The 26461-nt window shown below is 48.6% G+C and carries 28 protein-coding genes and 1 other RNA gene; 7 read left to right on the forward strand and 22 right to left on the reverse strand.

Features of this window, described 5'->3' with window-relative positions:
- Positions 1-19 precede the first annotated feature (19 nt).
- Positions 20-916 (reverse strand): site-specific tyrosine recombinase XerD, encoded by an 897-nt coding sequence (gene xerD / locus ESM_RS0113025; protein ID WP_000806649.1) that lies wholly within the window; start codon positions 914-916, stop codon positions 20-22.
- Between the two features lie 110 nt (positions 917-1026).
- On the opposite strand from xerD, the gene fldB reads away from it, so the two are divergent.
- Positions 1027-1548, forward strand: a complete 522-nt coding sequence (fldB, locus tag ESM_RS0113030; RefSeq protein WP_001055874.1) for a flavodoxin FldB — start codon at positions 1027-1029, stop codon at positions 1546-1548.
- Positions 1549-1581: 33 nt separating this feature from the next.
- On the opposite strand, the gene ESM_RS0113035 is transcribed toward fldB, so the two are convergent.
- Together ESM_RS0113035 and sdhE are read right to left on the reverse strand one after the other, a co-directional pair.
- A complete protein-coding gene (locus tag ESM_RS0113035) occupies positions 1582-1986 on the reverse strand; it encodes a protein YgfX (protein ID WP_000244789.1) in 405 nt (134 codons plus the stop codon).
- Positions 1967-2233 carry an FAD assembly factor SdhE gene (sdhE, locus tag ESM_RS0113040; RefSeq protein ID WP_000354045.1) on the reverse strand — a complete coding sequence of 89 codons (267 nt, stop codon included), beginning with the start codon at positions 2231-2233 and terminating at the stop codon, positions 1967-1969. The genes ESM_RS0113035 and sdhE overlap by 20 nt, the downstream gene beginning before the upstream one ends.
- A gap of 252 nt (positions 2234-2485) precedes the next feature.
- Here sdhE and ygfZ point away from each other — a divergent pair, with 252 nt between their 5' ends.
- Positions 2486-3466 carry a tRNA-modifying protein YgfZ gene (ygfZ, locus tag ESM_RS0113050; protein ID WP_000886070.1) on the forward strand — a complete coding sequence of 327 codons (981 nt, stop codon included), beginning with the start codon at positions 2486-2488 and terminating at the stop codon, positions 3464-3466.
- 146 nt (positions 3467-3612) lie between these two features.
- On the opposite strand, the gene trhA is transcribed toward ygfZ, so the two are convergent.
- Both trhA and yqfB read right to left on the reverse strand, forming a co-directional pair.
- Positions 3613-4272, reverse strand: a complete 660-nt coding sequence (gene trhA, locus ESM_RS0113055) for a PAQR family membrane homeostasis protein TrhA (protein WP_000250293.1) — start codon at positions 4270-4272, stop codon at positions 3613-3615.
- 162 nt (positions 4273-4434) lie between these two features.
- Positions 4435-4746, reverse strand: a complete 312-nt coding sequence (yqfB, locus tag ESM_RS0113060) for a N(4)-acetylcytidine aminohydrolase (protein WP_001182960.1) — start codon at positions 4744-4746, stop codon at positions 4435-4437.
- A gap of 44 nt (positions 4747-4790) precedes the next feature.
- On the opposite strand from yqfB, the gene bglA reads away from it, so the two are divergent.
- Positions 4791-6224 (forward strand): 6-phospho-beta-glucosidase BglA, encoded by a 1434-nt coding sequence (bglA, locus tag ESM_RS0113065; protein WP_010378607.1) that lies wholly within the window; start codon positions 4791-4793, stop codon positions 6222-6224.
- 163 nt (positions 6225-6387) lie between these two features.
- Here the strand turns inward: bglA and gcvP are convergent, their stop codons facing one another.
- The 3 genes from gcvP to gcvT all read right to left on the reverse strand — a co-directional run bounded on the left by gcvP (position 6388) and on the right by gcvT (position 10887).
- On the reverse strand, positions 6388-9261 hold the full coding sequence (gcvP, locus tag ESM_RS0113070) for an aminomethyl-transferring glycine dehydrogenase (protein WP_000194990.1): 2874 nt from the start codon (positions 9259-9261) through the stop codon (positions 6388-6390).
- A gap of 118 nt (positions 9262-9379) precedes the next feature.
- Positions 9380-9769: a glycine cleavage system protein GcvH gene (gene gcvH, locus ESM_RS0113075; RefSeq protein WP_000073211.1), complete on the reverse strand. Its 390-nt coding sequence runs from the start codon at positions 9767-9769 to the stop codon at positions 9380-9382.
- A 23-nt stretch (positions 9770-9792) separates the two neighbouring features.
- Entirely contained in the window at positions 9793-10887 is a 1095-nt protein-coding gene (gcvT, locus tag ESM_RS0113080; RefSeq protein ID WP_000068720.1) for a glycine cleavage system aminomethyltransferase GcvT, read from the reverse strand.
- Between the two features lie 290 nt (positions 10888-11177).
- Between gcvT and ESM_RS1000000128455 the strand changes: the two genes are divergently transcribed.
- Positions 11178-11261 carry a hypothetical protein gene (locus ESM_RS1000000128455; RefSeq protein WP_122983120.1) on the forward strand — a complete coding sequence of 28 codons (84 nt, stop codon included), beginning with the start codon at positions 11178-11180 and terminating at the stop codon, positions 11259-11261.
- 73 nt (positions 11262-11334) lie between these two features.
- Here the strand turns inward: ESM_RS1000000128455 and ubiI are convergent, their stop codons facing one another.
- Genes ubiI through ygfB form a run of 4 tightly spaced genes read right to left on the reverse strand, consistent with a single transcriptional unit; the run spans position 11335 to position 15664 of the window.
- Positions 11335-12537 carry an FAD-dependent 2-octaprenylphenol hydroxylase gene (gene ubiI / locus ESM_RS0113085; protein ID WP_001192161.1) on the reverse strand — a complete coding sequence of 401 codons (1203 nt, stop codon included), beginning with the start codon at positions 12535-12537 and terminating at the stop codon, positions 11335-11337.
- A 22-nt stretch (positions 12538-12559) separates the two neighbouring features.
- Positions 12560-13738: a 2-octaprenyl-6-methoxyphenyl hydroxylase gene (gene ubiH / locus ESM_RS0113090; RefSeq protein WP_000111234.1), complete on the reverse strand. Its 1179-nt coding sequence runs from the start codon at positions 13736-13738 to the stop codon at positions 12560-12562.
- The gene (pepP, locus tag ESM_RS0113095; protein ID WP_001290085.1) at positions 13735-15060 is read right to left on the reverse strand and encodes a Xaa-Pro aminopeptidase; all 1326 of its coding nucleotides are present in this window, start codon (positions 15058-15060) and stop codon (positions 13735-13737) included. The genes ubiH and pepP overlap by 4 nt, the downstream gene beginning before the upstream one ends.
- Before the next feature lie 25 nt (positions 15061-15085).
- Positions 15086-15664 (reverse strand): UPF0149 family protein YgfB, encoded by a 579-nt coding sequence (gene ygfB / locus ESM_RS0113100; RefSeq protein ID WP_001517036.1) that lies wholly within the window; start codon positions 15662-15664, stop codon positions 15086-15088.
- 167 nt (positions 15665-15831) lie between these two features.
- Between ygfB and zapA the strand changes: the two genes are divergently transcribed.
- The 3 genes from zapA to ESM_RS0113110 all read left to right on the forward strand — a co-directional run bounded on the left by zapA (position 15832) and on the right by ESM_RS0113110 (position 17009).
- Complete coding sequence (gene zapA / locus ESM_RS0113105; RefSeq protein ID WP_001276008.1) at positions 15832-16161, forward strand: cell division protein ZapA; 330 nt, start codon at positions 15832-15834, stop codon at positions 16159-16161.
- A gap of 41 nt (positions 16162-16202) precedes the next feature.
- Positions 16203-16386, forward strand: a non-coding RNA gene (gene ssrS, locus ESM_RS1000000126815) — 6S RNA.
- A 20-nt stretch (positions 16387-16406) separates the two neighbouring features.
- On the forward strand, positions 16407-17009 hold the full coding sequence (locus ESM_RS0113110; RefSeq protein WP_024257684.1) for a 5-formyltetrahydrofolate cyclo-ligase: 603 nt from the start codon (positions 16407-16409) through the stop codon (positions 17007-17009).
- 24 nt (positions 17010-17033) lie between these two features.
- Here ESM_RS0113110 and fucO read toward each other — a convergent pair whose 3' ends face one another.
- The 10 genes from fucO to rpiA form a co-directional block, all read right to left on the reverse strand.
- Entirely contained in the window at positions 17034-18185 is a 1152-nt protein-coding gene (fucO, locus tag ESM_RS0113115; protein ID WP_000184888.1) for a lactaldehyde reductase, read from the reverse strand.
- A gap of 56 nt (positions 18186-18241) precedes the next feature.
- Positions 18242-18508 carry an HPr family phosphocarrier protein gene (locus ESM_RS0113120; RefSeq protein WP_016249169.1) on the reverse strand — a complete coding sequence of 89 codons (267 nt, stop codon included), beginning with the start codon at positions 18506-18508 and terminating at the stop codon, positions 18242-18244.
- Between the two features lie 33 nt (positions 18509-18541).
- The gene (locus tag ESM_RS0113125) at positions 18542-19195 is read right to left on the reverse strand and encodes a class II aldolase/adducin family protein (RefSeq protein ID WP_000889975.1); all 654 of its coding nucleotides are present in this window, start codon (positions 19193-19195) and stop codon (positions 18542-18544) included.
- A 20-nt stretch (positions 19196-19215) separates the two neighbouring features.
- Positions 19216-21273, reverse strand: a complete 2058-nt coding sequence (locus ESM_RS0113130) for a BglG family transcription antiterminator (protein WP_000566770.1) — start codon at positions 21271-21273, stop codon at positions 19216-19218.
- Positions 21274-21314: 41 nt separating this feature from the next.
- Positions 21315-22682 carry a PTS galactitol transporter subunit IIC gene (locus ESM_RS0113135; RefSeq protein WP_000346404.1) on the reverse strand — a complete coding sequence of 456 codons (1368 nt, stop codon included), beginning with the start codon at positions 22680-22682 and terminating at the stop codon, positions 21315-21317.
- A gap of 31 nt (positions 22683-22713) precedes the next feature.
- Positions 22714-22992 (reverse strand): PTS sugar transporter subunit IIB, encoded by a 279-nt coding sequence (locus ESM_RS0113140; RefSeq protein WP_000725251.1) that lies wholly within the window; start codon positions 22990-22992, stop codon positions 22714-22716.
- Positions 22993-23012: 20 nt separating this feature from the next.
- Complete coding sequence (locus tag ESM_RS0113145; protein WP_000676303.1) at positions 23013-23495, reverse strand: PTS sugar transporter subunit IIA; 483 nt, start codon at positions 23493-23495, stop codon at positions 23013-23015.
- A 324-nt stretch (positions 23496-23819) separates the two neighbouring features.
- Positions 23820-23864 (reverse strand): hypothetical protein, encoded by a 45-nt coding sequence (locus ESM_RS1000000129655; protein WP_370567170.1) that lies wholly within the window; start codon positions 23862-23864, stop codon positions 23820-23822.
- Positions 23865-24119: 255 nt separating this feature from the next.
- Positions 24120-25352 carry a phosphoglycerate dehydrogenase gene (gene serA, locus ESM_RS0113150; RefSeq protein ID WP_001151616.1) on the reverse strand — a complete coding sequence of 411 codons (1233 nt, stop codon included), beginning with the start codon at positions 25350-25352 and terminating at the stop codon, positions 24120-24122.
- Positions 25353-25610: 258 nt separating this feature from the next.
- Positions 25611-26270, reverse strand: a complete 660-nt coding sequence (gene rpiA, locus ESM_RS0113155; RefSeq protein WP_010378649.1) for a ribose-5-phosphate isomerase RpiA — start codon at positions 26268-26270, stop codon at positions 25611-25613.
- Between the last annotated feature and the right edge of the window lie 191 nt (positions 26271-26461).

The following is a 26461-nucleotide window of genomic DNA, read 5'->3' on the forward strand; positions in this document are numbered from 1 at the left end:
ATCCTGTTCTTTTCAGCTATCACGCCCGCGGGTGATGCTGTTGATGAAGTTGCCGCAGACGCTCAGTGGCGACATGCGTATAAATTTGAGTCGTGGAGAGATCACTGTGACCCAGCAACATCTGCACCACACGTAAATCCGCACCATGATTTAACAAATGGGTGGCAAAGGCGTGACGCAACACGTGCGGCGATAACTTTTCGCTGTCGATCCCCGCCAGCACAGCATAGTGTTTAATGCGATGCCAGAAAGTCTGCCGCGTCATTTGCTGCGCGCGCTGGCTGGGAAACAGTACGTCAATCGACACACCGTTTAACAACCACGGTCGCCCATGTTCCAGATAGGTTTCCAGCCAGTAGACCGCCTCTTCACCTAACGGCACCAGTCGCTCTTTGTTGCCTTTACCTATTACCCGCACCACCCCCTGACGCAAGCTGATATCACTCATCGTCAGACCGACAAGTTCAGAAACGCGCAACCCGGTAGCATACAACACTTCGAGCATCGCTTTGTCACGCAGTTCCAGTGGCTGATCCACCAGCGGTGCCTGCAATAACCTTTCGACCTGCGCTTCACTTAAATCTTTCGGTAAGCGCTGGGGTAATTTCGGTGAAGCAAGATGCGCACTGGGATCGTCTTCACGAAACTTTTCGCGGTAAAGATACTGGAACAATCGGCGCACCGCACTCAATAAACGGGCTGAACTGGTGGCTTTATACCCACCCTCCAGCCGTTCTGCCAATAATGCCTGTAAGTCACCGCTTTGCGCCGTTGCCAGCGTTAGCCCACGATGATGCAACCACTCCACCATCATTGACAGATCGCGGCGATATGCGTTCAACGTATTTTCTGCCAGATTTTTTTCCAGCCACAGGGCATCAAGAAATTGCTCGATGCGTGCCAAATCTTGTTTCACTTGCGCCCCTTACATTTCTCGTTTGATGCATTATGCCTTATTGTGCCGTGACTAAAACGATTCTGATACACTAGCCGCAAAAGCCACAGCAGAATCGAGAAGCTTACGTTATGAATATGGGTCTTTTTTACGGTTCCAGCACCTGTTACACCGAAATGGCGGCGGAAAAAATCCGCGATATTATCGGTCCAGAACTGGTGACCTTACATAACCTCAAGGACGACTCCCCTAAATTAATGGAGCAATACGATGTGCTCATTCTGGGAATTCCGACCTGGGATTTTGGTGAAATCCAGGAGGATTGGGAGGCCGTCTGGGATCAGCTCGACGACCTGAACCTCGAAGGTAAAATTGTTGCGCTGTATGGGCTGGGCGATCAACTCGGGTATGGCGAGTGGTTCCTCGATGCGCTCGGAATGCTGCATGACAAACTCTCAACCAAAGGCGTGAAGTTCGTCGGTTACTGGCCAACGGAAGGATATGAATTCACCAGCCCGAAACCCGTTATTGCTGACGGACAACTGTTTGTCGGCCTGGCGCTGGATGAAACCAACCAGTATGACCTCAGCGATGAGCGTATTCAGAGCTGGTGCGAGCAAATTCTTAATGAAATGGCGGAACACTACGCCTGATTTCCCTGACGGCTTAGCGTATTTGCTTCGCCGTCATCGTATCTCTTGCTGTAACAAAATTCGCCGTAAATCACGCCATTCGGCTTCGTCCATGCTGTCTGCTGCCAGCCACAAATGCTGACGTTTGCCGCTATCAGAACGTAAACGTAACATCATGCCGCTTTTAATCATCCACGGCGTTTTGACGATGCTCCATTCCTGTCCTTGCCAACGTAAACGCCCATCCATCAGCAGGCGAATCTCTCCCTGACGGGAATTAATGCGTCGCTGGCTGCGAACGCAATCAAACACCACCAGCGAAAGCAACACCAGCCATAGCGGGGTGTAACTAAGTGGCCATGGCATGAGTAAAATAACTGCGGCAACCAGCCCATGAATCAGCAGGGAAAGCCACTGCGCGCGCCAGGAGACGCGTAATTCAGATTGCCACAGGACCACGATCCCGGTTCCGTGTCTGAATGAGTCTGACCATCATTTCCAGTTCTGCATCGGCAGGTTTACCATGATTCATCAGCCAGTTGAACAGGTCCGGATCGTCGCATTCCAGCAGACGAATAAAGATGCGTTTTTCGTCATCGCTTAAGCTGTCGTACTCATGTTCGAAAAACGGCATGATTGAAATATCGAGTTCACGCATACCGCGGCGGCATGCCCAATGAATGCGGGCTTTGTTGTTAATATCCATTTTCTTCCTGTCTCACGAAAATCCAGTACCAGGATATTGTAACGTGTTTTTCGACTTCTTTTGCGGGAATATCGGTAAACACAATCGCGATCGCGAAATTAATCCACAACAATTCAATGGCTTCATTTTTTTGGAAGTCATCTCGCAAAGCGAATCAGAAGGCACGGATCGCGTAGTGAAAGCACTTGCAATGCCCCATAGCTCTTTTACCATTAGTCATTAATTACGCCGTTTGTAAAACAGGACTCCATTATGGCTTTTACACCTTTTCCTCCCCGTCAGCCCACGGCTTCTGCCCGTTTACCGCTGACGTTGATGACGCTTGATGATTGGGCGCTTGCCACCATTACCGGCGCAGATAGCGAAAAATATATGCAGGGCCAGGTAACGGCAGATGTCAGCCAGATGACCGAAGACCAGCATCTGCTTGCCGCGCACTGCGATGCCAAAGGTAAGATGTGGAGCAATTTACGTCTGTTCCGCGACGGCGACGGTTTTGCCTGGATTGAACGTCGCAGCGTGCGCGACAACCAGCTTACCGAACTGAAAAAATATGCGGTCTTCTCTAAAGTGACTATCGTCCCGGACGATGAACGTGTACTGCTCGGTGTTGCCGGGTTCCAGGCGCGCGCCGCGTTAGCGAATCTTTTCAGTGAGCTGCCGACTCAGGAAAAACAGGTAGTCAGAGAAGGCGCGACAACCCTACTTTGGTTTGAACATCCGGCAGAGCGTTTTCTGATCGTCACCGATGAAGCCACCGCCAATATGCTGACCGATAAACTTCGCGGTGAAGCGGAGTTGAACAATAGCCAACAGTGGCTGGCGTTGAATATTGAAGCGGGTTTCCCGGTGATTGACGCGGCCAACAGTGGGCAGTTTATCCCACAAGCGACGAATATTCAGGCGCTGGGTGGGATCAGCTTTAAGAAGGGTTGCTACACCGGACAAGAGATGGTGGCACGAGCTAAATTCCGCGGTGCCAACAAACGTGCACTCTGGTTGCTGGCGGGTAGTGCCAGTCGTGTGCCGGAAGTGGGTGAAGACTTAGAACTGAAAATGGGCGAGAACTGGCGTCGTACCGGAACCGTACTGGCGGCGGTAAAACTGGACGATGGTCATGTCGTGGTTCAGGTAGTCATGAATAACGATATGGAGCCGGACAGCATCTTCCGCGTTCGTGACGATGCGAATACGCTGCATATCGAGCCGCTACCTTATTCGCTGGAAGAGTAAATCTCTGTATCGCTCCTGGCATCTATTGCCTGATGCGGCGCTGACACGTCTTATCAGGCATGGGAGTGGGTATCTGTTTTCACAATGGGCACGCTACCCGTAAGCCGGATAAGGCGTTTTCGCCGTATCCGGCGGTTGTGCGCCAATTACGCCTGCCCAATATACAAATAGATCGCCAGGAAATGGCACACGCTGCCGCCGAGCACAAATCCGTGCCAGATGGCATGGTTGTATGGGATGCGTTTGCAGACGTAGAAAATTACGCCAAGCGAGTAAACCACGCCGCCTACCGCCAGTAAGGTAACGCTGCCCGCCGCGAGCTTCACTGCCATTTCATAAATAACCACCAGCGACAACCAGCCCATAGCCAGATAGGTCACCAGCGATAATATTTTAAATCGGTGCGCGATGGTCAGCTTGAACAGAATCCCCAGCAGCGCCATGCTCCAGATAACAATCATCAGCCCGCGCGCCAGCGATGAATCCAGCCCCACCAGCAAAAAAGGTGTGTAAGTTCCGGCAATCAACAGATAAATGGCGCAGTGGTCAAATTTCTTCAGCCACATTTTTGCCCGTTGATGGGGAATAGCGTGATACAGCGTCGAGGCCAGAAACAGCAGGATCATACTACCGCCATAGAGGCTATAACTGGTTATCGCCGTGGCGCTGGCGTTGAGATCAACAGCCTGAACCAGTAGTAACACCAGCCCGACAATGCCAAACACCAGTCCGATACCATGACTGACACTATTGGCAATTTCCTCTGCCAGCGAATATCCCTGTTTAGAGAGGGGCTTCTGAACCATAACTTACTCCGGAGAACGTCCACGCGCGTGATTGCAACTCCAGCGTAACTGAGAATAGTTCCAGTGAACACCTGTTAGCTAAAATAAATTCTGATTTGAGAGTAATCTCCGAAAAATCATGAAATTAAATATAAAGTTTCAGCTAACAGGCGTTAGTTCAACTTAAAGGCATTTAAATTCAATTACATAAAACTGCGTCTGACCGGGATAGATGTCAGCAATGACCTTTTTCAGTTCAGCCAGAGTCATATTTTCCTGTTGCGCATGTTTTTCTGTGAGAGTATCCAGCGTCACTGTTGAAGTTGCGGTGACTTCAATAGTGCAAAAATAGCCATCATCTTCAAAGCGCCCGACGCGAAGTACATCGCCCGTTTTAAAGTGCGATTCAGATTCGTCACGGATGGTGATGGTTTTACGCCCAGCCAGAATGTCATCCTGGAAACGTTGAAAAAAAGTGATGTCGTTTGGCTGCATGGTAATATTTCCTGTAAGAATTGACTCATTTGGAGCCTATGATAGTGAAAAAACTCACCTTACCGAAAGATTTCTTATGGGGCGGCGCAGTTGCCGCCCATCAGGTCGAAGGCGGCTGGAACAAAGGCGGCAAAGGGCCAAGCATTTGTGACGTTCTGACCGGCGGCGCACACGGCGTACCGCGCGAAATCACCAAAGAAGTCTTGCCAAGCAAATACTATCCGAACCATGAAGCGGTAGATTTTTATGGTCACTATAAGGAAGACATCAAGCTGTTTGCCGAAATGGGCTTCAAATGTTTTCGTACTTCCATCGCCTGGACGCGCATTTTCCCGAAAGGCGATGAAGCCCAGCCTAATGAAGAAGGGCTGAAGTTTTACGACGCCCTGTTCGATGAACTGCTGAAATACAACATTGAACCGGTGATCACCCTTTCTCACTTTGAAATGCCGCTACATCTGGTGCAGCAATACGGCAGTTGGACCAACCGTAAGGTGGTTGATTTCTTTGTACGTTTTGCTGAAGTGGTGTTTGAACGCTATAAGCACAAAGTCAAATACTGGATGACCTTCAACGAGATTAACAACCAGCGTAACTGGCGCGCACCGCTGTTTGGCTATTGCTGCTCTGGCGTGGTTTATACCGAACATGAAAATCCAGAAGAGACGATGTACCAGGTGCTGCATCATCAGTTTGTTGCCAGCGCCCTGGCGGTGAAAGCGGCACGTCGCATCAACCCGGAGATGAAAGTCGGTTGTATGCTGGCAATGGTGCCACTTTATCCTTACTCCTGTAACCCGGACGATGTGATGTTCGCCCAGGAATCGATGCGCGAACGTTATGTCTTTACCGATGTGCAACTGCGCGGCTATTACCCGTCCTATGTGTTGAACGAGTGGGAGCGTCGCGGATTTAACATCAAAATGGAAGATGGCGATCTGAATGTACTGCGCGAAGGCACCTGCGATTATCTCGGCTTCAGCTATTACATGACCAACGCGGTAAAAGCCGAAGGCGGCACCGGTGATGCGATTTCTGGTTTCGAAGGCAGCGTGCCGAACCCATATGTGAAAGCCTCTGACTGGGGCTGGCAGATTGATCCGGTGGGTCTGCGTTACGCGCTCTGCGAACTGTATGAGCGTTATCAGAAGCCTCTATTTATCGTCGAAAACGGTTTTGGCGCTTACGATAAAGTAGAAGAGGACGGCAGCATCAACGATGACTACCGCATTGATTACCTGCGCGCCCACATTGAAGAGATGAAAAAAGCGGTGACTTACGATGGCGTCGATCTGATGGGCTACACGCCGTGGGGCTGCATCGACTGCGTATCATTCACCACCGGGCAGTACAGCAAACGCTACGGTTTTATCTATGTGAATAAGCATGACGACGGTACTGGTGATATGTCGCGTTCACGTAAGAAGAGCTTTAACTGGTACAAAGAGGTGATCGCCAGCAACGGCGAGAAACTTTAATTAGCCGATGTGCCTGATGCGCCCCGCTCATCAGGCCTGGAGCTCCTGTCATATATTGAACTCCAAGATTTTGTATTTACGCTTCATCCGACACACAAAGCGCACCTTATTAACAAACTAAAAAGGCGCCGAAGCGCCTTTAGAAGATAGTCAAATCAGTTAATTACTGGTATTCGCTAATCGGTACGCAGGAACAGAACAGGTTACGGTCGCCGTAAACATCATCCAGACGTTTCACCGTCGGCCAGTATTTGTCTGCCACGCCTGCCGGGAACACCGCAATTTCACGGCTGTACGGATGCCCCCACTCAGCAACCAGTTCGTTCTGAATGTGCGGCGCGTTTACCAACGGGTTATCTTCCAGCGGCCAGACTCCGGCTTTCACCTGGTCAATTTCCGCACGGATAGCCAGCATCGCGTCAATAAAGCGATCCAGTTCCACTTTGCTTTCGGATTCAGTCGGTTCCACCATCAGCGTCCCCGCAACCGGGAATGACATTGTCGGCGCGTGGAAACCGTAGTCGATCAGACGTTTGGCTATATCCAGCTCGCTGATGCCGGTTTCTTCTTTCAGCGGACGAATATCGAGAATACATTCGTGCGCCACGCGACCATCGCGACCGGTATACAGCACCGGGAAGGCATCCTGCTGGCGGCTGGCAATATAGTTGGCGTTAAGAATTGCTACCTGGCTTGCTTTTTTAAGCCCTTCTGCGCCCATCATGCGAATGTACATCCAACTGATTGGCAGAATGGATGCACTACCGAACGGTGCCGCAGAAACCGCGCCCTGACGGGTTAACATGCCTTCGATTTGTACCACACTATGCCCCGGCACAAACGGTGCCAGATGCGATTTCACGCCGATCGGCCCCATACCCGGGCCGCCACCGCCGTGCGGAATACAGAAAGTTTTATGCAGGTTGAGGTGCGAAACGTCCGCACCAATAAAGCCCGGTGAAGTGATGCCGACCTGGGCGTTCATGTTTGCGCCATCAAGGTAAACCTGACCGCCAAACTGATGCACGATTTCACACACTTCACGGATTGTTTCTTCGTACACACCGTGGGTGGATGGATAAGTCACCATGATGCAGGAGAGATTATCGCCAGCCTGTTCCGCTTTCGCGCGCAGGTCAGTCAAATCGATATTGCCGTTTTTATCACATGCCACGACCACCACCTGCATTCCCGCCATATGCGCAGAAGCTGGGTTAGTCCCGTGGGCAGATGCCGGGATCAGGCAGATATCACGATGCCCTTCGTTGCGGCTTTCATGGTAATGACGAATCGCCAGCAGGCCCGCGTATTCACCCTGAGCACCGGAGTTCGGCTGCATACAGACGGTGTCATAACCAGTCAGTTTGACCAGCCAGTCAGCCAGTTGCGCAATCATCTGCTGATAACCTTCGGCCTGCTCCGGTGGGCAGAACGGGTGCAGTTCAGCAAACTCCGGCCAGGTGATCGGGATCATCTCGGCGGCGGCGTTCAGTTTCATGGTGCAGGAACCCAGCGGGATCATCGCCTGATTCAGCGCCAGATCTTTACGCTCCAGCGAATGCATATAGCGCATCATTTCGGTTTCGCTGTGGTAGCGATTAAATACCGGGTGCGTCAGGATTTCATCGTCGCGCAACATTACAGGCTGGATAGAGCGGCTGTCGTGAGCCACGTCTTTGTCCAGCGTGTCGATATCCAGCCCGTGATTATCGCCCAGCAGCACGCTGAAAAGCTGCATCACGTTTTCACGCGTCGTGGTTTCATCAAGGGTGATCCCCACGGCGTTCAGAATGTCGCTACGCAGGTTGATTTCAGCCGCTTCGGCACGCGCCAGCACGCCTGCTTTGTCGGCTACGTCTACACACAACGTGTCGAAATAGTACGCATGGCGCAGCTTCAGACCTTTTTGTTGCAGGCCAGCAGCCAGAATATCGGTCAGACGATGAATGCGGTTAGCGATGCGTTTCAGGCCAACCGGACCGTGATAAACGGCATACAGGCTGGCGATGTTTGCCAGCAGTACCTGGGAAGTACAAATGTTGGAGTTCGCTTTCTCGCGGCGAATATGTTGTTCGCGAGTCTGCATCGCCATGCGCAGCGCGGTATTGCCCGCGGCATCTTTCGATACACCAATAATACGGCCCGGCATAGAACGTTTATATTCATCTTTCGCCGCAAAGAAGGCCGCGTGCGGGCCACCGTAGCCCATCGGCACACCGAAGCGTTGCGCCGAACCAAAGACAATATCCGCGCCCTGTTTGCCCGGTGCAGTAAGCAGCACCAGTGCCATAATGTCAGCGGCAACACTGACCACAATTTTGCGTGATTTCAGTTCTCTGATAAGCGTTGTGTAATCGTGGATTTCACCGGTAGTGCCAACCTGCTGTAACAGCACGCCGAACACTTCCTGATGATCGAGCACTTTTTGCGCGTCATCGACAATCACTTCAAAACCAAAGGTTTCTGCACGGGTGCGAACCACATCCAGCGTTTGCGGATGAACGTCAGAAGCAACGAAGAAGCGATTGGCATTTTTCAGTTTGCTGACGCGTTTAGCCATCGCCATTGCTTCAGCGGCAGCAGTAGCTTCGTCCAGCAGAGACGCCGAAGCCATATCCAGCCCGGTCAGATCCAACGTTACCTGCTGGAAGTTGAGCAGGGCTTCGAGGCGGCCCTGGGAGACTTCAGGCTGATACGGGGTATACGCGGTATACCAGCCCGGATTTTCCAGCATGTTGCGCAGAATAACCGGCGGCAACTGCACGGCGGTGTAACCCATGCCGATGTAAGACGTGAAGCGTTTATTGCGACTGGCAATAGCCTTGAGTTCCGCCAGCGCGGCGTATTCGGTCGCCGGTGCGCCAACCTGCGGCGGGGTCGCAAGCTGAATATCTTTCGGCACAATCTGGCCGATCAGCGCGTTTAACGATTGTGCGCCAACGGCATTCAGCATTTCTTGCTGTTGCGCGGCGTCCGGTCCGATATGGCGTTCAATAAAAGCGCCGCTGTTTTCAAGCTGGCTTAACGTCTGTGTCATGAGCGATGGTTCCTGAAACGTGCAGTGAATTGTGAACCTCCCTTCTTGCGAAGAGAGTAAGGGTGAGGCGTAAATTTTCCTCACCCTGCCCCTCTCCCAAAGAAGAGGGATAAAGCCGTTACTCGTCTTCTAACAATGCTTCGTATGCGGTGGCGTCCAGCAGTGATTCCAGTTCGCTTTCATCGCTGGCTTTGATTTTAAAGATCCAGCCGCCAGTGTATGGCTCGCTGTTTACCAGTTCCGGGGAGTCGCTCAGTGCGTCGTTCACCGCTACGATTTCACCACTTACTGGCGCATAAATGTCTGACGCCGCTTTTACTGATTCGGCAACCGCGCAGTCATCGCCCGCGCTTACCGTTGCGCCCACTTCCGGCAGGTCAACAAACACCATATCGCCTAACAGTTCCTGAGCATGCTCGGTGATGCCAACGGTGTAAGTGCCGTCAGCTTCTTTACGCAGCCATTCGTGTTCTTTGCTGTATTTCAGTTCTGCTGGTACGTTGCTCATCAATCAATCTCCAAAAAAGTAAATCACGCGACGGCTTTGCCGTTACGCACAAAAACAGGTTTAGTCACTTTTACCGGCATTTCACGGTTGCGAATTTGCACAATCGCCGTTTCGCCAATGCCTTCCGGCACACGCGCCAGCGCAATGCTGTAACCCAGCGTTGGGGAGAAAGTCCCGCTGGTAATAATGCCTTCATGCTGATTACCCTGCGCGTCGGTAAAACGCACCGGCAGTTCATTACGCAGCACACCTTTTTCGGTCATCACCAGACCAACCTGTTTCTCTGTGCCATGTTCACGCTGCACTTCCAGGGCTTCACGACCGATGAAGTCACGGTCAGTCGGTTCCCAGGCGATGGTCCAGCCCATGTTGGCTGCCAGCGGCGAGATGGTTTCGTCCATCTCCTGACCATAAAGATTCATGCCCGCTTCCAGACGCAGCGTATCACGCGCACCCAGACCGCATGGCTTAACGCCCGCTTCCACCAGCGCACGCCAGAAATCTGCTGCTTTTTCATTTGGCAGCGCAATTTCATAGCCCGCTTCGCCGGTATAACCGGTGGTGGCAATAAACAGATCGCCCGCCTGCACGCCAAAGAACGGCTTCATGCCTTCCACCGCCTGACGCTGGGCGTCATTAAACAGTGTGGCAGCTTTTACCTGAGCATTCGGCCCTTGTACGGCAATCATGGAAAGGTCATCACGAACGGTAATTTCAATGCCGAAGGGTTCAGCGTGTTGGGTTATCCAGGAGAGGTCTTTTTCGCGGGTGGCGGAGTTAACAACGAGGCGGAAGAAATCTTCAGTGAAGTAGTAAACGATCAGGTCATCTATCACTCCGCCAGAGGCATTCAACATCCCGGAGTAGAGCGCTTTGCCACTTTTGGTGAGCTTCGCCACATCGTTCGCCAGCAGATAACGCAGAAACTCCCGGGTGCGGCTGCCGCGGAGATCGACGATGGTCATATGCGACACATCAAACATTCCGGCATCGGTTCGTACCGCATGATGTTCGTCGATTTGCGAACCGTAATGCAGCGGCATCATCCAGCCATGGAAATCCACCATGCGTGCGCCGCAAAGCGTGTGTTGTTCGTACAAAGGAGTCTGTTGTGCCATCTTGTCCTCATTGAATAAGCGGGGCTGACAACTTTTTCACAGTGAAATTATCACCACGAAACCCAGCATCGGAGCCACTCCCGGTCCCCAACGCAATCGTTCTCTTTTCTCTGAACTTACCACCGAAATAGACGGTTAACCATAAGGTAAAATTGATCATCACATTAGCTTATGGTTAAAAAACGCAAAAATCTCAACAGAATAAAAAACCAAAAAATGATTTTATTTTTATATAAATACAATGCATTAAGAAATTGAATTTGGATAAAGCAATATTAAGAACTGAAAATATGTCAAAAATCACTAAATCAAAAAATCGTAACATTAGAAAATATAATGCGAAATTGAAGGTGAAATTAGTTTATTTCAAATGAGGAAAATCTCCCGACAGAAAAACCGGGAGATTAAAGTGTGATGGGTATCAAATAAACAACAGAGGAGAACTTTTTAACGCAACCATTCAGGCAAATCATTTAACCCCATTGCCTGACGAATAAGCTGCGGCTTAACGCCAGGCAGCGTGTCGGCCAGTTTCAAACCAATATCGCGCAGCAGTTTTTTCGCCGGATTAGCTCCGGAAAAGAGATCGCGGAATCCTTGCATACTTGCCAGCATCAGCACCGCACTGTGCTTGCGGCTGCGTTCATAGCGACGCAAGTAAATGTACTGCCCGATGTCTTTGCCCTGACGGTGCAGACGTTTCAGTTCGGCAATCAGCTCTGCGGCATCCATAAAGCCGAGATTCACCCCCTGCCCCGCCAGCGGGTGAATGGTATGTGCGGCGTCGCCCACCAACGCCAGACGGTGAGCGGCAAACTGGCGAGCATAACGCCCCGTCAACGGGAACACCTGACGCTCGCTCTCAACCTTGCATAAGCCCAGGCGATTATCAAAAGCGATATTTAATGCGCGATTAAATTCATCTTCGCTCGCCTGCTGCATCCGCTGCGCCTCCTGAGGAGGTAATGACCAGACAATCGAGCAAAGATGCGGATCGCTCAGCGGCAAAAAAGCCAGAATGCCTTCACCGTGGAAAACCTGGCGCGCCACCGCTTCATGTGGTTCTTCAGTACGAATGGTCGCTACCAGCGCGTGATGCTGATAATCCCAGAAAGTCAGCGGGATATCGGCTTTGTTGCGCAACCAGGAATTTGCCCCGTCCGCGCCAATCACCAGACGCGCCGTTAACATGCTGCCGTCTTTCAGCGTCAGGAAGGTTTCGTTTTCCCCCCAGGCGACCTGCTGTAATTCTGCAGGGGCAAACAGGGTGATATCTGACGACTGTTGCGCTTTGTTCCACAGCGCGTAGTGAATCACTGCGTTTTCAACAATATGCCCAAGATGGCTATAGCCCATGCTTTGATCGTCAAAAGAGATGTGACCAAAACTGTCTTTATCCCACACTTCCATACCGTGATAGCAACTGGCTCTACGGGAGAGAATGTCCTGCCAGATGCCAAGACGGGTGAGTAATTTTTCGCTGGCGGCATTGATAGCCGAAACGCGCAGTTGTGGTGGTGCATCCGCCGCCAGAGGTTCCGGTACACGCTGTTCCAGTACGGCGACGCGTAAGCCGCTCCCCTGTAAGCCGCAGGCAACCGCCAGCCCCACCATGCCGCCGCCAACAATGGCTACATCAACACTTTGCATTGTTTATTCCTTAAAACCGCCTTCAACGCGCCACCCAACCGAGGGTGCGCTGCGTCAGCACATCGCGTGCCGGAGTGAATAATTCCATCGCCATCAGCCCGAGGTTGCGCCCGACAACCAGCGGCACCCAACGGTTGGCAAAAAGATGCACCAGACTGTCCGTAACGCCGATAGTCGCTTCGCGATCGCTCTGCCGACGCTGCTGGTAGCGGCACAATACGCCGTAATCACCAATGTCTTCACCACGTTCTTGCGCCTGAGTCAGGGTTTCTGCAAGGCTCATAACATCACGCATACCGAGGTTAAATCCTTGTCCGGCAATCGGATGCAGGGTTTGCGCTGCATTACCCACCAGCACGGTGCGATGGGTAATGGGTTTAGCGGCGCGGGTTAACGCCAGCGGATAAGCACTGCGTTTACCGGCGTGGGTAATTTGCCCCAGACGCCAGCCAAAAGCGGACTGGAGTTCACGGCAAAACGTCTCGTCGCTCCACGCCATGACCTCATCGCCCCGTTCCAGCGGGTGACACCAGACCAGCGAACAACGTCCGCCAGACATCGGCAACATCGCCAGCGGGCCATATTGCGTAAAGCGCTCAAAAGCACGGCCTTCATGCGCAACAGAGGTAGCAACATTAGCAATCACTGCCAGTTGTTCGTAAGGCTCTTGCTGCCAGTCAACGCCGCAGGTGGTCGCTAATGCTGAATGCGTACCGTCAGCCGCAACCAGCACACGCCCCGTCAGCGTCTCGCCACTCTCCAGCGTTACGGCAACGTTATCCTGAGTACGAGAAACGTTAGCAACGCGATCCGGACAGTGCAGCGTCACGCCAGGCGCTTTGCGCAACAATGTAAACAGCCGTTGCCCGACATTGTGCAACTCAACAACCTGCCCCAGTGCCGCCAGTTGATAATCTTCTGCGGCGAAGGTGACGAATCCAGCATGACCGCAATCGCTGACATGAACAGTGGTGATGGCAGTTGCGCAATCAGCCAGAGATTGCCAGACGCCGATGCGCGCCAGTTGCTGGCAGGTGCCCGCCGCCAGCGCAATAGCTCGGCCATCAAAGCCAGGATGAACATGTGATTCCGGTGCAGTCGCTTCAATCAGATGTACCGGCAGCGCCCCGTGACTTAACCGGGAAATAGCCAGCGCCAGCGTCGCGCCAGCCATGCCGCCACCGACGATGATTACGCTCATTGCTTTCTCGCGGCCGCCATCAATGCTTCGATTTCTTCCGGCTTTTTCACCACGCTGGCGGTGAGGTTTTCGTTACCGGTTTCAGTAATCACAATATCGTCTTCAATACGAATGCCGATACCGCGATATTGTTCCGGCACATCTGCATCCGGCGCGATATACAGCCCCGGCTCTACGGTCAAAGCCATACCCGGTTCAAGAATGCGCGAGCGATCCTGACCATAAACACCCACATCATGAACATCCAGACCTAACCAGTGGCTAAGGCCATGCATAAAGAAAGGACGATGGGCATTTTGGGCGATCAGTTCATCGACGTCACCTTTCAGGATCCCCAGTTTTACCAGGCCGCTAATCATGATACGCACCACTTCACCCGTGACTTCCTGAATGGAGGTTCCCGGACGATACAGGCGCAAACTGGTTTCAAGAGACTCCAGCACAATGTCGTAGATTTCACGCTGTGCCTGAGTGAATTTGCCATTGACCGGGAAGGTGCGGGTAATATCGCCAGCGTAACCTTTATATTCACACCCCGCGTCAATCAACACCAGGTCGCCGTCGCGCAGTTCACACTCGTTTTCGGTGTAATGCAAAATGCAGCCATTTTCACCGCTGCCGACAATGGTGTTGTAGGAAGGATAACGTGCGCCGTGGCGGTTAAATTCGTGGTGAATTTCGCCTTCCAGATGGTACTCAAACATTCCTGGACGGCATTTTTCCATCGCCCGAGTGTGCGCCAGTGCGGTGATTTCACCAGCGCGGCGAAGTACGGCAATCTCTTCTGGCGATTTGAACAGGCGCATTTCATGAACAACAGGGCGCCAGTCGATCATCGTTGCCGGAGCGGTGAGATTTTGCCGCGAGCCTTTACGCAGTTTTTCCAGTGCACTGTTCACTATTTCATCAGCATACGCATATTCGCCCTGGGCATGGTAAACCACATCCAGACCGTTAAGTAGTTGATAAAGTTGCTGATTGATTTCGCTGAACGCCAGTGCGCGGTCAACGCCTAGTTTTTCCGGTGCGGCATCTTGCCCCAGGCGACGGCCAAACCAGATCTCTGCCGTCAGGTCGCGAACGCGGTTAAACAGAACGCTGTGGTTATGAGTGTCATCGCTTTTAATCAGCACCAGCACTGCTTCTGGCTCATTAAAGCCAGTGAAGTACCAGAAGTCGCTGTTTTGACGATAGGGATATTCGCTGTCGGCGCTACGGGTCACTTCTGGCGCTGCGAAAATCAGCGCGGCGCTGGCAGGTTGCATTTGCGCCAGTAAAGCCTGGCGGCGGCGCTGAAATTCTTGCTGAGATATCTCACTCATAACACTCTCCTTACGTTTTTTGTTTTTAGTGTAGAGTCGGCTTTTGTACTTCTGGCGCGGTCGGTTGCGGATGGGTAAAGGTGTCGTGACATAACAGCGCAGCAACACGAACGTATTCAATGATCTCTTCGAGGGACATTTCCAGCTCTTCCTGATCTTCGTCTTCGTCGTAGCCCAGTTGTGCAATGTTACGCAAATCGTCAATAGCTTCACCGGTTTCACCGGTCACTTTGTCGAGCTTCGGTTGTGTGACGCCAAGACCAAGCAGGAAGTGATTTACCCAGCCTGCCAGTGCATCAGCACGATCGAAAACGCTGACATCATCGCCATCAGGCAGATAAAGCTGAAAAAGGAAGCCGTCATCTTGCAGGGCATCGCTGGTAGCAGAGTGCATTTTACGCAATGCCTGTGCCAGCTCATGACCGAAAGCCATGCCTTCGTTCGTCAGGTCATGAAGCAGCGGCAGCCATGAGCTGTCATCATTGCCACCGCAAAGCATCCCGCTGATTAAACCATGCATTTCAGCAGGGGTCAGACCTGTCCCTTGTTGGTTCAGATACTGGTTCATCTCGTTGTAACCAGGCATTTCGTTCTGTATAGACATAAGCATTCGACATCAAAGGGAGGAAGATTCATGATATGCTATCACTTTGGACCCTGGTGAACCAGAAAAGGGCTTGTCTCATTGCACCAGGGTAGCTATAGTTTCGCCCCTTCGCAGACCAAAGGTCTGAAGGCGAAGGCAGCGCAGTCAATCAGCAGGAAGGTGGCATGTCTGCACAACCCGTCGATATCCAAATTTTTGGCCGTTCACTGCGTGTGAACTGCCCGCCTGACCAAAGGGATGCGTTGAATCAGGCTGCGGACGATCTGAACCAACGGTTGCAAGATCTGAAAGAACGCACTAGAGTCACAAATACAGAACAGTTGGTTTTCATTGCTGCATTGAACATCAGCTATGAGTTAGCGCAAGAAAAAGCGAAGACTCGTGACTACGCGGCAAGTATGGAACAGCGTATTCGGATGCTGCAACAGACCATAGAACAAGCGTTACTTGAACAAGGTCGCATCACCGAAAAAACGAACCAAAACTTTGAATGACACTTTTCGGTTTACTGTGGTAGAGTAAACGTGAAGACAAAATTTCTCTGAGATGTTCGCAAGCGGGCCAGTCCCCTGAGCCGATATTTCATACCACAAGAATGTGGCGCTCCGTGGTTGGTGAGCATGCTCGGTTCGTCCGAGAAGCCTTAAAACTGCGACGACACATTCACCTTGAACCAAGGGTTCAAGGGTTACAGCCTGCGGCGGCATCTCGGAGATTCCCTTCTTATCTGGCACCAGCCATGACACAACTACCAGAACTTCCACTTACATTATCCCGACAAGAAATCCGTAAAATGATTCGGCATCGCCGTCGTGCCTTAACGCCGGAGCAACAACGCGAAATGGGTCAGCAGGCCGCAACCCGGATGATGAACTACCCCCCTGTTGTAATGGCGCATACGGTTGCCGTTTTTCTCTCATTTGATGGCGAACTCGACACCCAACCGCTCATAGAACAGCTCTGGCGTGCCGGTAAGCGCGTATATCTTCCAGTTTTGCATCCCTTTAGTGTCGGTAACTTACTGTTCCTGAATTACCATCCGCAAAGTGAACTGGTGGTGAACAGATTAAAAATCCACGAGCCGAAACTGGACGTGCGCGATGTACTTCCCCTTTCCCAATTAGATGTCCTCATAACGCCGCTGGTAGCCTTTGATAAGTACGGTCAACGCCTGGGAATGGGTGGCGGTTTTTATGATCGGACATTGCAAAACTGGCAGCACTATAAAATGCAGCCAGTTGGTTATGCACATGATTGTCAGTTAGTAGAAAAACTTCCTGTCGAAGAGTGGGATATTCCGCTACCTGCGGTGGTTACACCGTCAAAAGTCTGGGAGTGGTGAGGACGACACACTCCCATAGAGTAATTAATACATTTGACGATAAAGCTGCTGGATATCCGTCAAGGTTACAGGCCGAGGATTGCCCCCTGTACAAATGTCAGCCATAGCGGCAGTCGCTAAAGCCATCACATCCTCTTCTTTCATCCCAATTTCGCGTAAGCGTGATGGAATACCGATATCCTGATTAAGTCTTCGAACCGCGTTCACTGCCTCTCTACGCGCTTCGGATAATGGCATGGTATACGCTTGCGGTATATCAAACGCTGCCGCTATATTGCGATATTTCTCCTCGGTAAATTCCGCATTCCACTCCATGATAGACGGTAGCAAAACAGCATTCGCCACGCCATGAGGCGTACCGTAAAATGCACTCAACGGGTGCGCCATGCCGTGCACCAACCCCAACCCAACATTTGAAAAGCCCATCCCGGCAATGTATTGTCCCAGCGCCATATCTTCGCTCGCCTGTGTATCTCCTGCCACGGAAGCTCTTAGCGCATCGGCAATGAGTCCAATCGCTTGTATATGGAACATATCTGTCAACGTCCATGCGCCGAGAGTGGTGTAACCTTCAATCGCATGTGTGAGTGCATCAATCCCGGTTGCCGCTTTTAATGATGGCGGCATAGAAGACATCATGTCTGCATCAATAATTGAAGCCACTGGTACAGAATGTGGATCGTAACAAACAAATTTGCGCCTATTCTCCACATCTGTGATGACATAGTTAATGGTCACTTCTGCCGCAGTCCCCGCTGTAGTTGGAACAGCAATAGTCGGTATCGCAGGGTTCTCTGTGGCTGCGCCCCCTTCCAGAGAACGAACATCGGCAAAACCAGGATTAGCAATAATTATTCCAATTGCTTTAGCCGTATCGATTGAAGAACCGCCCCCTACCGCAATCAAATAATCTGCATTACTGCACTTAAACGCCCTGACGCCAGCTTGTACATTTTCTATTGTTGGATTCGCTTCAACGCCATCGAATACTGTGTAAGTGAGATCGTTGTGCTTTAATAAGTTAGTTATTTTTTCGTTTACACCGCACCGGACAATCTCTGAGTCCGTTACAATAAATGCTTTTGTTAATTTTCGTTTTTTTACTTCATCAAGGATGCGTTTTATCGCCCCATTACCAAAATAGGCAATGGGATTAAGTACGATTCTGTTTGTCACAATGATTTCCTTATTCAACGGATGTTGTGTTATAAATGGATTAATAAATTTTTCGTTTAATCATGACCAAAACCAATAGCAAATAATCTTTTCAACTCCGAAATTGCTTGCTGTTCATCAACACCTTCACAAATCAGTTCAACTTGAGAGTTAGCTTTGATACCTGCCGTTAATAACGCCATCGCACTGTGTGGTTTGATATTTTTTCCCTTATAGTTTAAGGTTGTCACACATTGAAATTGTCTTACAGTTTTCGCTAGTACACTTGCAGGTCGGGCATGAAGCCCCGTTTTGTTTGTCACCCACACTATTTCTTTAATCATAGGCCACCTAATTTCTCTATAGCTAATAGTGGCTCATCTAATAACCTGTGGATACGACCAGCATGCCAGTTCCTCACCACTAAATACTTTCGGTTCCTGCAGACCATTTACCAGTAGTGTGTGATAATAAATTTCAGCCAGTTCTTCCAGGTAGGCGGATTTTAATACAGCATCATAAGACGACACATCAACGGTCATCGCTCCATGGCGACCTAATAAAATAGCATCGGCTTGTTGTAGGGGCTCAATGATACTTAATGCCAGCTCTTGAGTACCAGGTAATGCAAATGGTGCAACGGGTACAATCCCCTGTTGCAGATTTAAAATTGCACATTCATAAATAACCGCGGGGATACTTTTTTCCAGTACTGCAAAAATGGAAGCAAAACGTGAATGCGTATGACAAACAGCGTGAATATCCTGCCGTGTCCGGTAGGCCTGCAGGTGCATCATACATTCACTGGTGGGTCGCAGCCCGGAAAGGTTTTCGACAATTTCTCCCTCTGGAGAAAGGACAACGATATCCCGAACGGTTAATTCATTTTTGTCAACGGTGGTTGGTGTAACACAGATAAGCCCCGTTTCTGGATCCCGGACACTGGTATTCCCGGCTTTGTGCTTACACATCCCCCACTGTTGGGTCGTTTTTGCCATTTCTACAACTTGCTGCTTTAGTATTTCTAACATAATAACGTTCCTTCTGTTGATTACGAGTAGTATTGTAACGCTCGTATGATCACTTCTTTATCTACTGCGTCACGAATAAATTTTGCGCCATTGCATTCTTCAAGATAATTATTTAACTGCGATAAAGCTTTTAAATGCCCCTGCGTATTATGGGTTGCACATGTAATGATAATATCTGCATATATATAATCATTTATCAGAACCGGATGTGGTAATCGATATAATGAAAAGCCAATTTTATTAACGCCTTCATCAACTCCGGCATGAGCAATTATCACCCCTTCCCCTAACATAATATATGGCCGCTCGTTAATAATCTTATTAATAATCGCAGATATATAACATGACTCGATTACACCATTTTTCAGTAATGGTAATGCTGCCTGATGAATAACTTCTTGCCATGTCTTTGGTATATCCATCTCAAGAGTGATAAAATCTTTCTGCAGCAAGCTGCCCAAAGAGGGTAACGGATGGGCTGCCACTAAATTGTTAACGGGTCTTGAATGGCTATAGAGGTAATCTTCAAGAGCAGTCCGAAGATCCTTTCGTTGTTGGATAGTGCCATACCGTTCAACGATAGCTAAAACATTCTCAACCTGTACAGATTCATTATCCTGATATCCCAATAACGAAAGAGCCTGACCGCGTAGCGTATTTTTTTGTCCATTATCAAAAGGTAAATTAATTAGCAACAAAGGGCGATGGGTCGAAAAAAGGCTGGTGCTAAAAATAACGTCATGCTCTTTAGTATATTTTTCATACTCGCGAAATGACAAGATATCCTGAAAGTAGATTTCAGGCAGCAGCGATTGTAACGTCAAGAAAATCCATGTAGAAACCGTGACATTACCTGAGCTCACCACAACTCCAGACTTTTTCACTTTAACCTTATGCAGCAACCCCTCACGCGTTAACCATCCCCCAAATATTACCGTCAATGAGGCAACTTCCTCTTCCGGTAGTCCTTGCTGCAGCAAACTCTCCAGCGGGCTAATTGAGCGAATGACAAGTTGATGAAGATAGTTAAACTCCTGAGCAATTAATTCATAAACTCCAGAATCATAAGTAAAATTATAAATAATGCGATAATAAGCTGGCTTCCAGTGTTGATAGATTTTGTTAATCAACTCATCCTTGTCACGAAAGGCAATACAGCATAATTTCTCAAAATTATTAACAACAGCAACTATCCCTTCTAACAATAATGGCTCAAGATTAAAATAACGATCTGAAATTGTCTGAATATTTGCACTACGAATTATCGCCGTTAAAAATGATTGTTCAGAAACCTGGTTAATACCTACTTTATTTAAAATCTCACCTATAATTAAAAACTCACGAGTCCGGTAGACCTCATGGAGATGTTCTGGCAAAGCATGTAGAATTTTCCCGGCACTAATTCGTAGCATGACCAGACTCATGTATAAAGTCAGTTGCTGGATTTTCTCATCGGTCAGAAATATTTTAAACTCATGTTCAATTAAGGTCAGTGCATCAGCAAACACTCTCCGGTGCAGTTCAACATTTTTAGTAATTTCTACAGTGAAATCCTCAAAAAATGGTCTGGAAAGACAATAAGTCACAACCTCCAGTAATAAGTATCTTTTTTGGATTTCACTGCCCTCAATAAAATAGCCCTGCCTCCTTTCATAAACGATCAGAACTTCGTAGCGATCAGTTATTGAATTAATTTTCTTAATATCATTAAGAATAGTATTCTGGCTTACACGTAATGTTTGAGTAAAGTGAAAAAGTTTAATTCTCTCATTACGACACAATAATAAAAACAGTATAATATAATGTCGCTCTTTTTCGCTATAGACATAACGCTCGTTAAGCTGATATTCAATATCGCTGTAAAAAAGTGCTAATACATTAGCATCAACACTGAAACCACCGCTGCGTTGACGGGAAATTGGCAAAAGTTCTTTCGTCGCCAGATAGTCATTTATTTTAAGCAATGTATAACTGAGTTGTTTCCTGGTTAATACAAATTTCTTACACAACTCTCCACTGGTAATAAGAGGTTCACGTACTATGGCATTCAGCACTGCATAAATACGGTTATCAATCATAGTAACAACCTCTTTATTATAAGTATTGCGGGTTAGGATTTTTACTCTACTTGTTTCGCGTCCTGTGATAACTCTCGACAATAAAAGTAAAAGCCAATACTCCAGATTATTGCCATTACTAATGGAACAAAATTCCCTTGCATAAACTGAAATAAATGAGAAAACGCATAGGTAAACACTGGTGCATCAATACAGCTATTTGATATGAGCTTACCTACAGGAATGTCTATCGCTTTGGTCACATTCCCCAGCTCAGTAATTATGGGTGCAAACTCAGTCCCCACAAATAAAAAGAATGGAATACCAATAAAACTAAGAATGACCATTCGTAAAGTATTACCCTGCGTTAACAGATAGGCCGGAACCACTAACACTATGTTAATAATGCCGGCAAAAGGAAGAATTTTATTCCCCGGTAAGATTATAGCCCAGAGCAAGGTAAGAGGAATTGCGACAATAATAACAAACCAAATTTCACTCGCCCCGCCAAGAAATGGCCAGTCAATACCAACAAAGAGCTTACGTCCTGAAAACCGTTTATTCATGTAATCACTAATCGCTTCAGAGAGTGGCGATAGTGCCTGCATAAAAAACTTCGAAATGACAGGAAATAGATGTAACGCCGTAGCCGCCTGTATTCCCAACATCAAGGTTTTCGCCACATCGTAACCCGCTACGATGCCAAAAAGTATCCCGAGGATGAAACCAATAACATGGTTTTCCGCAAAGATCCCGACTTTCTTACGTAACGTTGCCGCATCCATTGGTTTATTCAACAAAGGAATTTTGCGTAACAACACATCAAAGGGATAATAAATAGCACCGAGAAACATCATCCGGTGCGTGCAGGTAATTCCCGGGATCCCGGTCATTTTCTCGATACGATACTGGTGTAAGTCACCAGACTTTAGTTCGAGGATAATTTGCAAAGAGGCGATGATAAATGCTATCACTAATGCCCAGGTTGAGCCAAACAGTGGCGTTACCGTCCCCATAACGATAAATGCGGTAAATATTTTCCCCCAGACATTCCATAAATCTGCATTGAAAGTATCGGTCTTTTTTAACATCAGCATCAGGATATTGATGCCAATCTGCAATGGGAACATTAAAAACGCATATGGCCAGGCCCATGAAATATTTGCCATTGTGGTCCAGCCACCATCAATGATGCTAAGTTCAAGTCCTGTTCGTTTCATCATTGCTTCAGCAGCAACACCGATGGCTCCAACCATAAAGCCGATAAGCATACTCATGCCCACAAAAGCCACACCAAGTGTTATTGCAGCCGAACAGGCTTCTTTAAAACGCATTTTGACACAAAGCCCAGCTAACAGCATAATAAATGGCACGAAAACCGGAGCACCTAAATTCAGGATGTAATTAATTATTTGCGCAAGAAAATCCATAGTATTTATTCCTTGTAGACGTGATAATTGTCTATTGGCAAAGATTAATAATTTTTTGTAATTCTTGTTCCATACCGATCCCTGTTAAAAACGCGATGCCGTTTATAACAGGGATCGGATATTCCTTATCTATTTTTGTAATCGCCACATAAGCAACAGAATCCCGGAGATGATTATCCAGAGATTTGAGATCGACAACCTCAATTCTGATATCTTCAAATCCTTTTTCTTTTAACAAACGTCCCACTTTACTTGCTACTGTTTGTGAAGTTGCTACGCCACTACCACAGGCTACAACAATCTTTTTCATGATAATTCCTTATAATTTAATTAAATGTATTTATTAAGGTAATTAGTAGCGTCATGGCTACTTTGGGTTTTGCTTAACCAATCTGCATGATTCTCAGTTGAAAATAAGGTGATCAGATTTTGTAGAAAATCAATATGACTGGAAGTATCTACCAGTCCTAACAATATAATAAATTTGATTTTAAGTTTATTTTCGTCTGCCCCCATTTCATTCCATGGCATCTCTTCGGCAAGTTGATAAAAAGCGACAAATGGTTCTTTTATAAATTTAATATCTGTATGAGGAATAGCAATTGAAAACGATTCCAACGCCAATCCGGTAGGATATTCTCTCTCTCGCAAACGAATATTCTGAAGAAAGTCAATTGTTACCAAATTAGCAGCCAGAAGTTTTTCATTTACAGTATGAAAGAAATCATCAGAGTCGATAAAACGCTGTCGAAGAAAAACCAGGTCATCCGTGAATCTAATGACATTAGTAAAATTCTGATTAATTCCTTTCATAATAACACCCCATTAAATCGTAATAACGGAATAATAAATCTCATTTAAAAAACCACAAGATTATTTGCTCACAAATTTTCGGCAGCAAGTTGTCCACAATTGTGATGAAATGTGCGATTGAAATCACATATTCTGATATATGTAATTTACCTATATTCATTATGTGAATAGATCATATATAGTACTTTTCCCCAGCGCCCCAGAATACGACTGATACTGTTTATATAGATTTATATTGGCTCAAAACGACACACCTGCATCGCCCTGATTGACATCGTTTATTCTTTAACCTAATTTAGTGAGTAAGGGTCCTGAGATTGACTGTTAATAAGCTGGCAAATTTATCAGTAACAGTACAATCAGTATGATGACAAGTCACATCATACCCCTTCTCCTTTAAGCCCTCGCTTCGGTGAGGGCTTTACCGTTACAGCGCCATGCTGCACCGCCATCGTAAATCTTCTTCGAGTAAACACAACGTATTGATCTGGCTTTGATTTCTTTCTTCGAGCAGGCTCACAAAGGCGATTGCACAACCCTGCAAATGTGGTGAGAAGCATGGGGAAAAGGGACAAAAAAACGGGCAAGTCAGCGACCTGCCCGTTGTTTGTCAGAGAAGGGGAATCAGTACAGCAAACGGGCGCGAATGGTGCCAGGAATAGCTTTCATGGCCTGCAATGCTTTTTCGGCAACGTCTTCATCGGCTTCAATATCAATAACTACGTAGCCCATCTGAGCAGACGTTTGCAGGTACTGCGCGGCGATGTTAACGCCCTGCTCGGCAAATATTTTGTTCAGCGCAGTCAGCACGCCCGGACGGTTTTCATGGATGTGCATCAGACGACGACCACCGTGCAACGGCAGCGATACTTCCGGGAAGTTCACCGCAGAAAGCGTGGAGCCATTGTCAGAGTACTTGATCAATTTTCCTGCAACTTCCAGGCCGATATTCTCCTGCGCTTCCTGAGTCGAACCGCCAATGTGTGGCGTCAGCAGGACGTTGTCGAATTCGCACAGCGGAGAGGTAAACGGATCACTGTTGGTCGCCGGTTCCGTCGGGAATACGTCAATTGCCGCACCAGCAAGGTGTTTGCTCGCCAGCGCGTCACACAGTGCCGGAATATCGACTACAGTACCGCGCGAGGCGTTAATCAGTAGCGAACCGGGCTTCATCAGCGCAATCTCTTTCGCGCCCATCATATTTTTGGTGGACGGATTTTCTGGCACATGCAGACTTACCACGTCGCTCATATTCAGCAGGTCGGAAAGATGTTGCACTTGAGTCGCGTTGCCCAGTGGCAGTTTGTTTTCAATATCATAGAAGTAAACATACATCCCCAGCGACTCCGCGAGAATGCCAAGCTGCGTACCAATATGACCATAGCCAATGATACCCAGCTTTTTGCCGCGAGCTTCAAAAGAACCCGCCGCCAGTTTGTTCCACACGCCACGGTGCGCTTTAGCATTGGCCTCCGGCACTCCGCGCAATAGCAGCAAAAGTTCGCCAATCACCAGCTCAGCAACGGAACGCGTATTCGAAAACGGTGCGTTAAATACCGGGATCCCACGTTTTGCCGCAGCATTTAAATCAACCTGGTTTGTGCCTATGCAGAAACAACCAATAGCGACCAGCTTTTCTGCGGCATTGATCACGTCTTCTGTCAGATGGGTACGGGATCGCAGGCCGATGAAGTGGGCATCGCGGATGGATTCTTTTAATTGTTCATCATCCAGCGCGCCTTTGTGAAATTCGATGTTGGTGTAACCCGCCGCGCGAAGGCTTTCCAGCGCCTTTTGGTGCACGCCTTCTACCAGCAGAAACTTAATCTTGTCTTTCTCCAGCGATACCTTTGCCATTTACCCAATCCTGTCTTTGAAATGTTGTGTGTGGATTTACATCCGCCTTTCAACATATCAAAAAATAATATTGCGGCAATATGAACGTTTGCGTCGCGATGTTGAGGAAATATCACGCAAGGTTGATTAACAGAAGAAAATGCTGGAGATAAGACTTTGTTTAGAGCGTTAGGTAACAGAGGGTTAAAAACGTGACAGATGTCACCAAATTTAACAATGAAAAAAATTTTTAACGGGGGAGAGAACTCCCCCGTCAGATCATTTCACAATGGTTTTGACGCCGTCAGGTGTGCCAATCAGCGCGACATCCGCACCACGGTTGGCAAACAGACCAACAGTAACCACGCCAGGGATAGCGTTAATTGCGTTTTCCATCGCCACCGGGTCAAGAATTTCCATGCCGTGAACGTCGAGGATCACGTTGCCGTTATCAGTCACCACGCCCTGACGGTATTCCGGACGGCCGCCTAATTTCACCAACTGACGAGCTACTGCACTACGCGCCATCGGGATAACTTCTACCGGCAGTGGGAATTTACCCAGAATATCGACCTGCTTGGAAGCATCTGCAATACAGATAAACTTCTTCGCGACTGAAGCGATGATTTTTTCACGGGTCAGCGCCGCGCCGCCACCTTTGATCATCTGCATATGGCCGTTGATTTCATCTGCTCCGTCGACGTAAATTCCAAGGCTGTCCACTTCATTGAGGTCAAAAACGTGAATGCCAAGGCTTTTCAGTTTTTCAGTGGATGCATCGGAGCTGGAAACTGCCCCTTCAATCTGATCTTTCATCGTGCCGAGTGCATCAATAAAGTGTGCGGCGGTGGAACCTGTACCTACACCAACAATGGTCCCGGGCTGAACATACTGAAGTGCCGCCCATCCTACTGCTTTTTTCAATTCATCCTGCGTCATGATCGTTTCGCCTGTGGTATGAAATTTCACACGCATTATATACAAAAAACGCGGTTCAGACCCCGTCAGCAAGTCGTGCGACTAACTCATCCATGAATAACAGGCAATAGGGGGAATTCTCTTTCGTCCCTGCAAGCCTGGATATCAGCAGGCATCGGGTGACCCCTTTTATCAACCAGCGTGCATATCTG

This window comes from Escherichia sp. TW09308 (assembly GCF_000208565.1).
Taxonomy (GTDB): domain Bacteria; phylum Pseudomonadota; class Gammaproteobacteria; order Enterobacterales; family Enterobacteriaceae; genus Escherichia; species Escherichia marmotae.

Coding starts and splice junctions, on each gene's coding strand:
- ESM_RS0113140 (WP_000725251.1), bottom strand. CDS start 22,992: ATGAAAAAGATTGTTGTAGCCTGTGGTAGTGGCGTAGCAACTTCACAA.
- rpiA (WP_010378649.1), bottom strand. CDS start 26,270: ATGACGCAGGATGAATTGAAAAAAGCAGTAGGATGGGCGGCACTTCAG.
- pepP (WP_001290085.1), bottom strand. CDS start 15,060: ATGAGTGAGATATCTCAGCAAGAATTTCAGCGCCGCCGCCAGGCTTTA.
- trhA (WP_000250293.1), bottom strand. CDS start 4,272: ATGGTTCAGAAGCCCCTCTCTAAACAGGGATATTCGCTGGCAGAGGAA.
- serA (WP_001151616.1), bottom strand. CDS start 25,352: ATGGCAAAGGTATCGCTGGAGAAAGACAAGATTAAGTTTCTGCTGGTA.
- gcvP (WP_000194990.1), bottom strand. CDS start 9,261: ATGACACAGACGTTAAGCCAGCTTGAAAACAGCGGCGCTTTTATTGAA.
- zapA (WP_001276008.1), top strand. CDS start 15,832: ATGTCTGCACAACCCGTCGATATCCAAATTTTTGGCCGTTCACTGCGT.
- ESM_RS0113130 (WP_000566770.1), bottom strand. CDS start 21,273: ATGATTGATAACCGTATTTATGCAGTGCTGAATGCCATAGTACGTGAA.
- ubiI (WP_001192161.1), bottom strand. CDS start 12,537: ATGCAAAGTGTTGATGTAGCCATTGTTGGCGGCGGCATGGTGGGGCTG.
- ESM_RS0113145 (WP_000676303.1), bottom strand. CDS start 23,495: ATGAAAGGAATTAATCAGAATTTTACTAATGTCATTAGATTCACGGAT.
- ygfZ (WP_000886070.1), top strand. CDS start 2,486: ATGGCTTTTACACCTTTTCCTCCCCGTCAGCCCACGGCTTCTGCCCGT.
- ESM_RS0113120 (WP_016249169.1), bottom strand. CDS start 18,508: ATGATTAAAGAAATAGTGTGGGTGACAAACAAAACGGGGCTTCATGCC.
- gcvT (WP_000068720.1), bottom strand. CDS start 10,887: ATGGCACAACAGACTCCTTTGTACGAACAACACACGCTTTGCGGCGCA.
- yqfB (WP_001182960.1), bottom strand. CDS start 4,746: ATGCAGCCAAACGACATCACTTTTTTTCAACGTTTCCAGGATGACATT.
- ESM_RS0113110 (WP_024257684.1), top strand. CDS start 16,407: ATGACACAACTACCAGAACTTCCACTTACATTATCCCGACAAGAAATC.
- sdhE (WP_000354045.1), bottom strand. CDS start 2,233: ATGGATATTAACAACAAAGCCCGCATTCATTGGGCATGCCGCCGCGGT.
- ESM_RS1000000128455 (WP_122983120.1), top strand. CDS start 11,178: ATGTCAAAAATCACTAAATCAAAAAATCGTAACATTAGAAAATATAAT.
- ESM_RS0113135 (WP_000346404.1), bottom strand. CDS start 22,682: ATGGATTTTCTTGCGCAAATAATTAATTACATCCTGAATTTAGGTGCT.
- gcvH (WP_000073211.1), bottom strand. CDS start 9,769: ATGAGCAACGTACCAGCAGAACTGAAATACAGCAAAGAACACGAATGG.
- fldB (WP_001055874.1), top strand. CDS start 1,027: ATGAATATGGGTCTTTTTTACGGTTCCAGCACCTGTTACACCGAAATG.
- ygfB (WP_001517036.1), bottom strand. CDS start 15,664: ATGTCTATACAGAACGAAATGCCTGGTTACAACGAGATGAACCAGTAT.
- ubiH (WP_000111234.1), bottom strand. CDS start 13,738: ATGAGCGTAATCATCGTCGGTGGCGGCATGGCTGGCGCGACGCTGGCG.
- ESM_RS0113125 (WP_000889975.1), bottom strand. CDS start 19,195: ATGTTAGAAATACTAAAGCAGCAAGTTGTAGAAATGGCAAAAACGACC.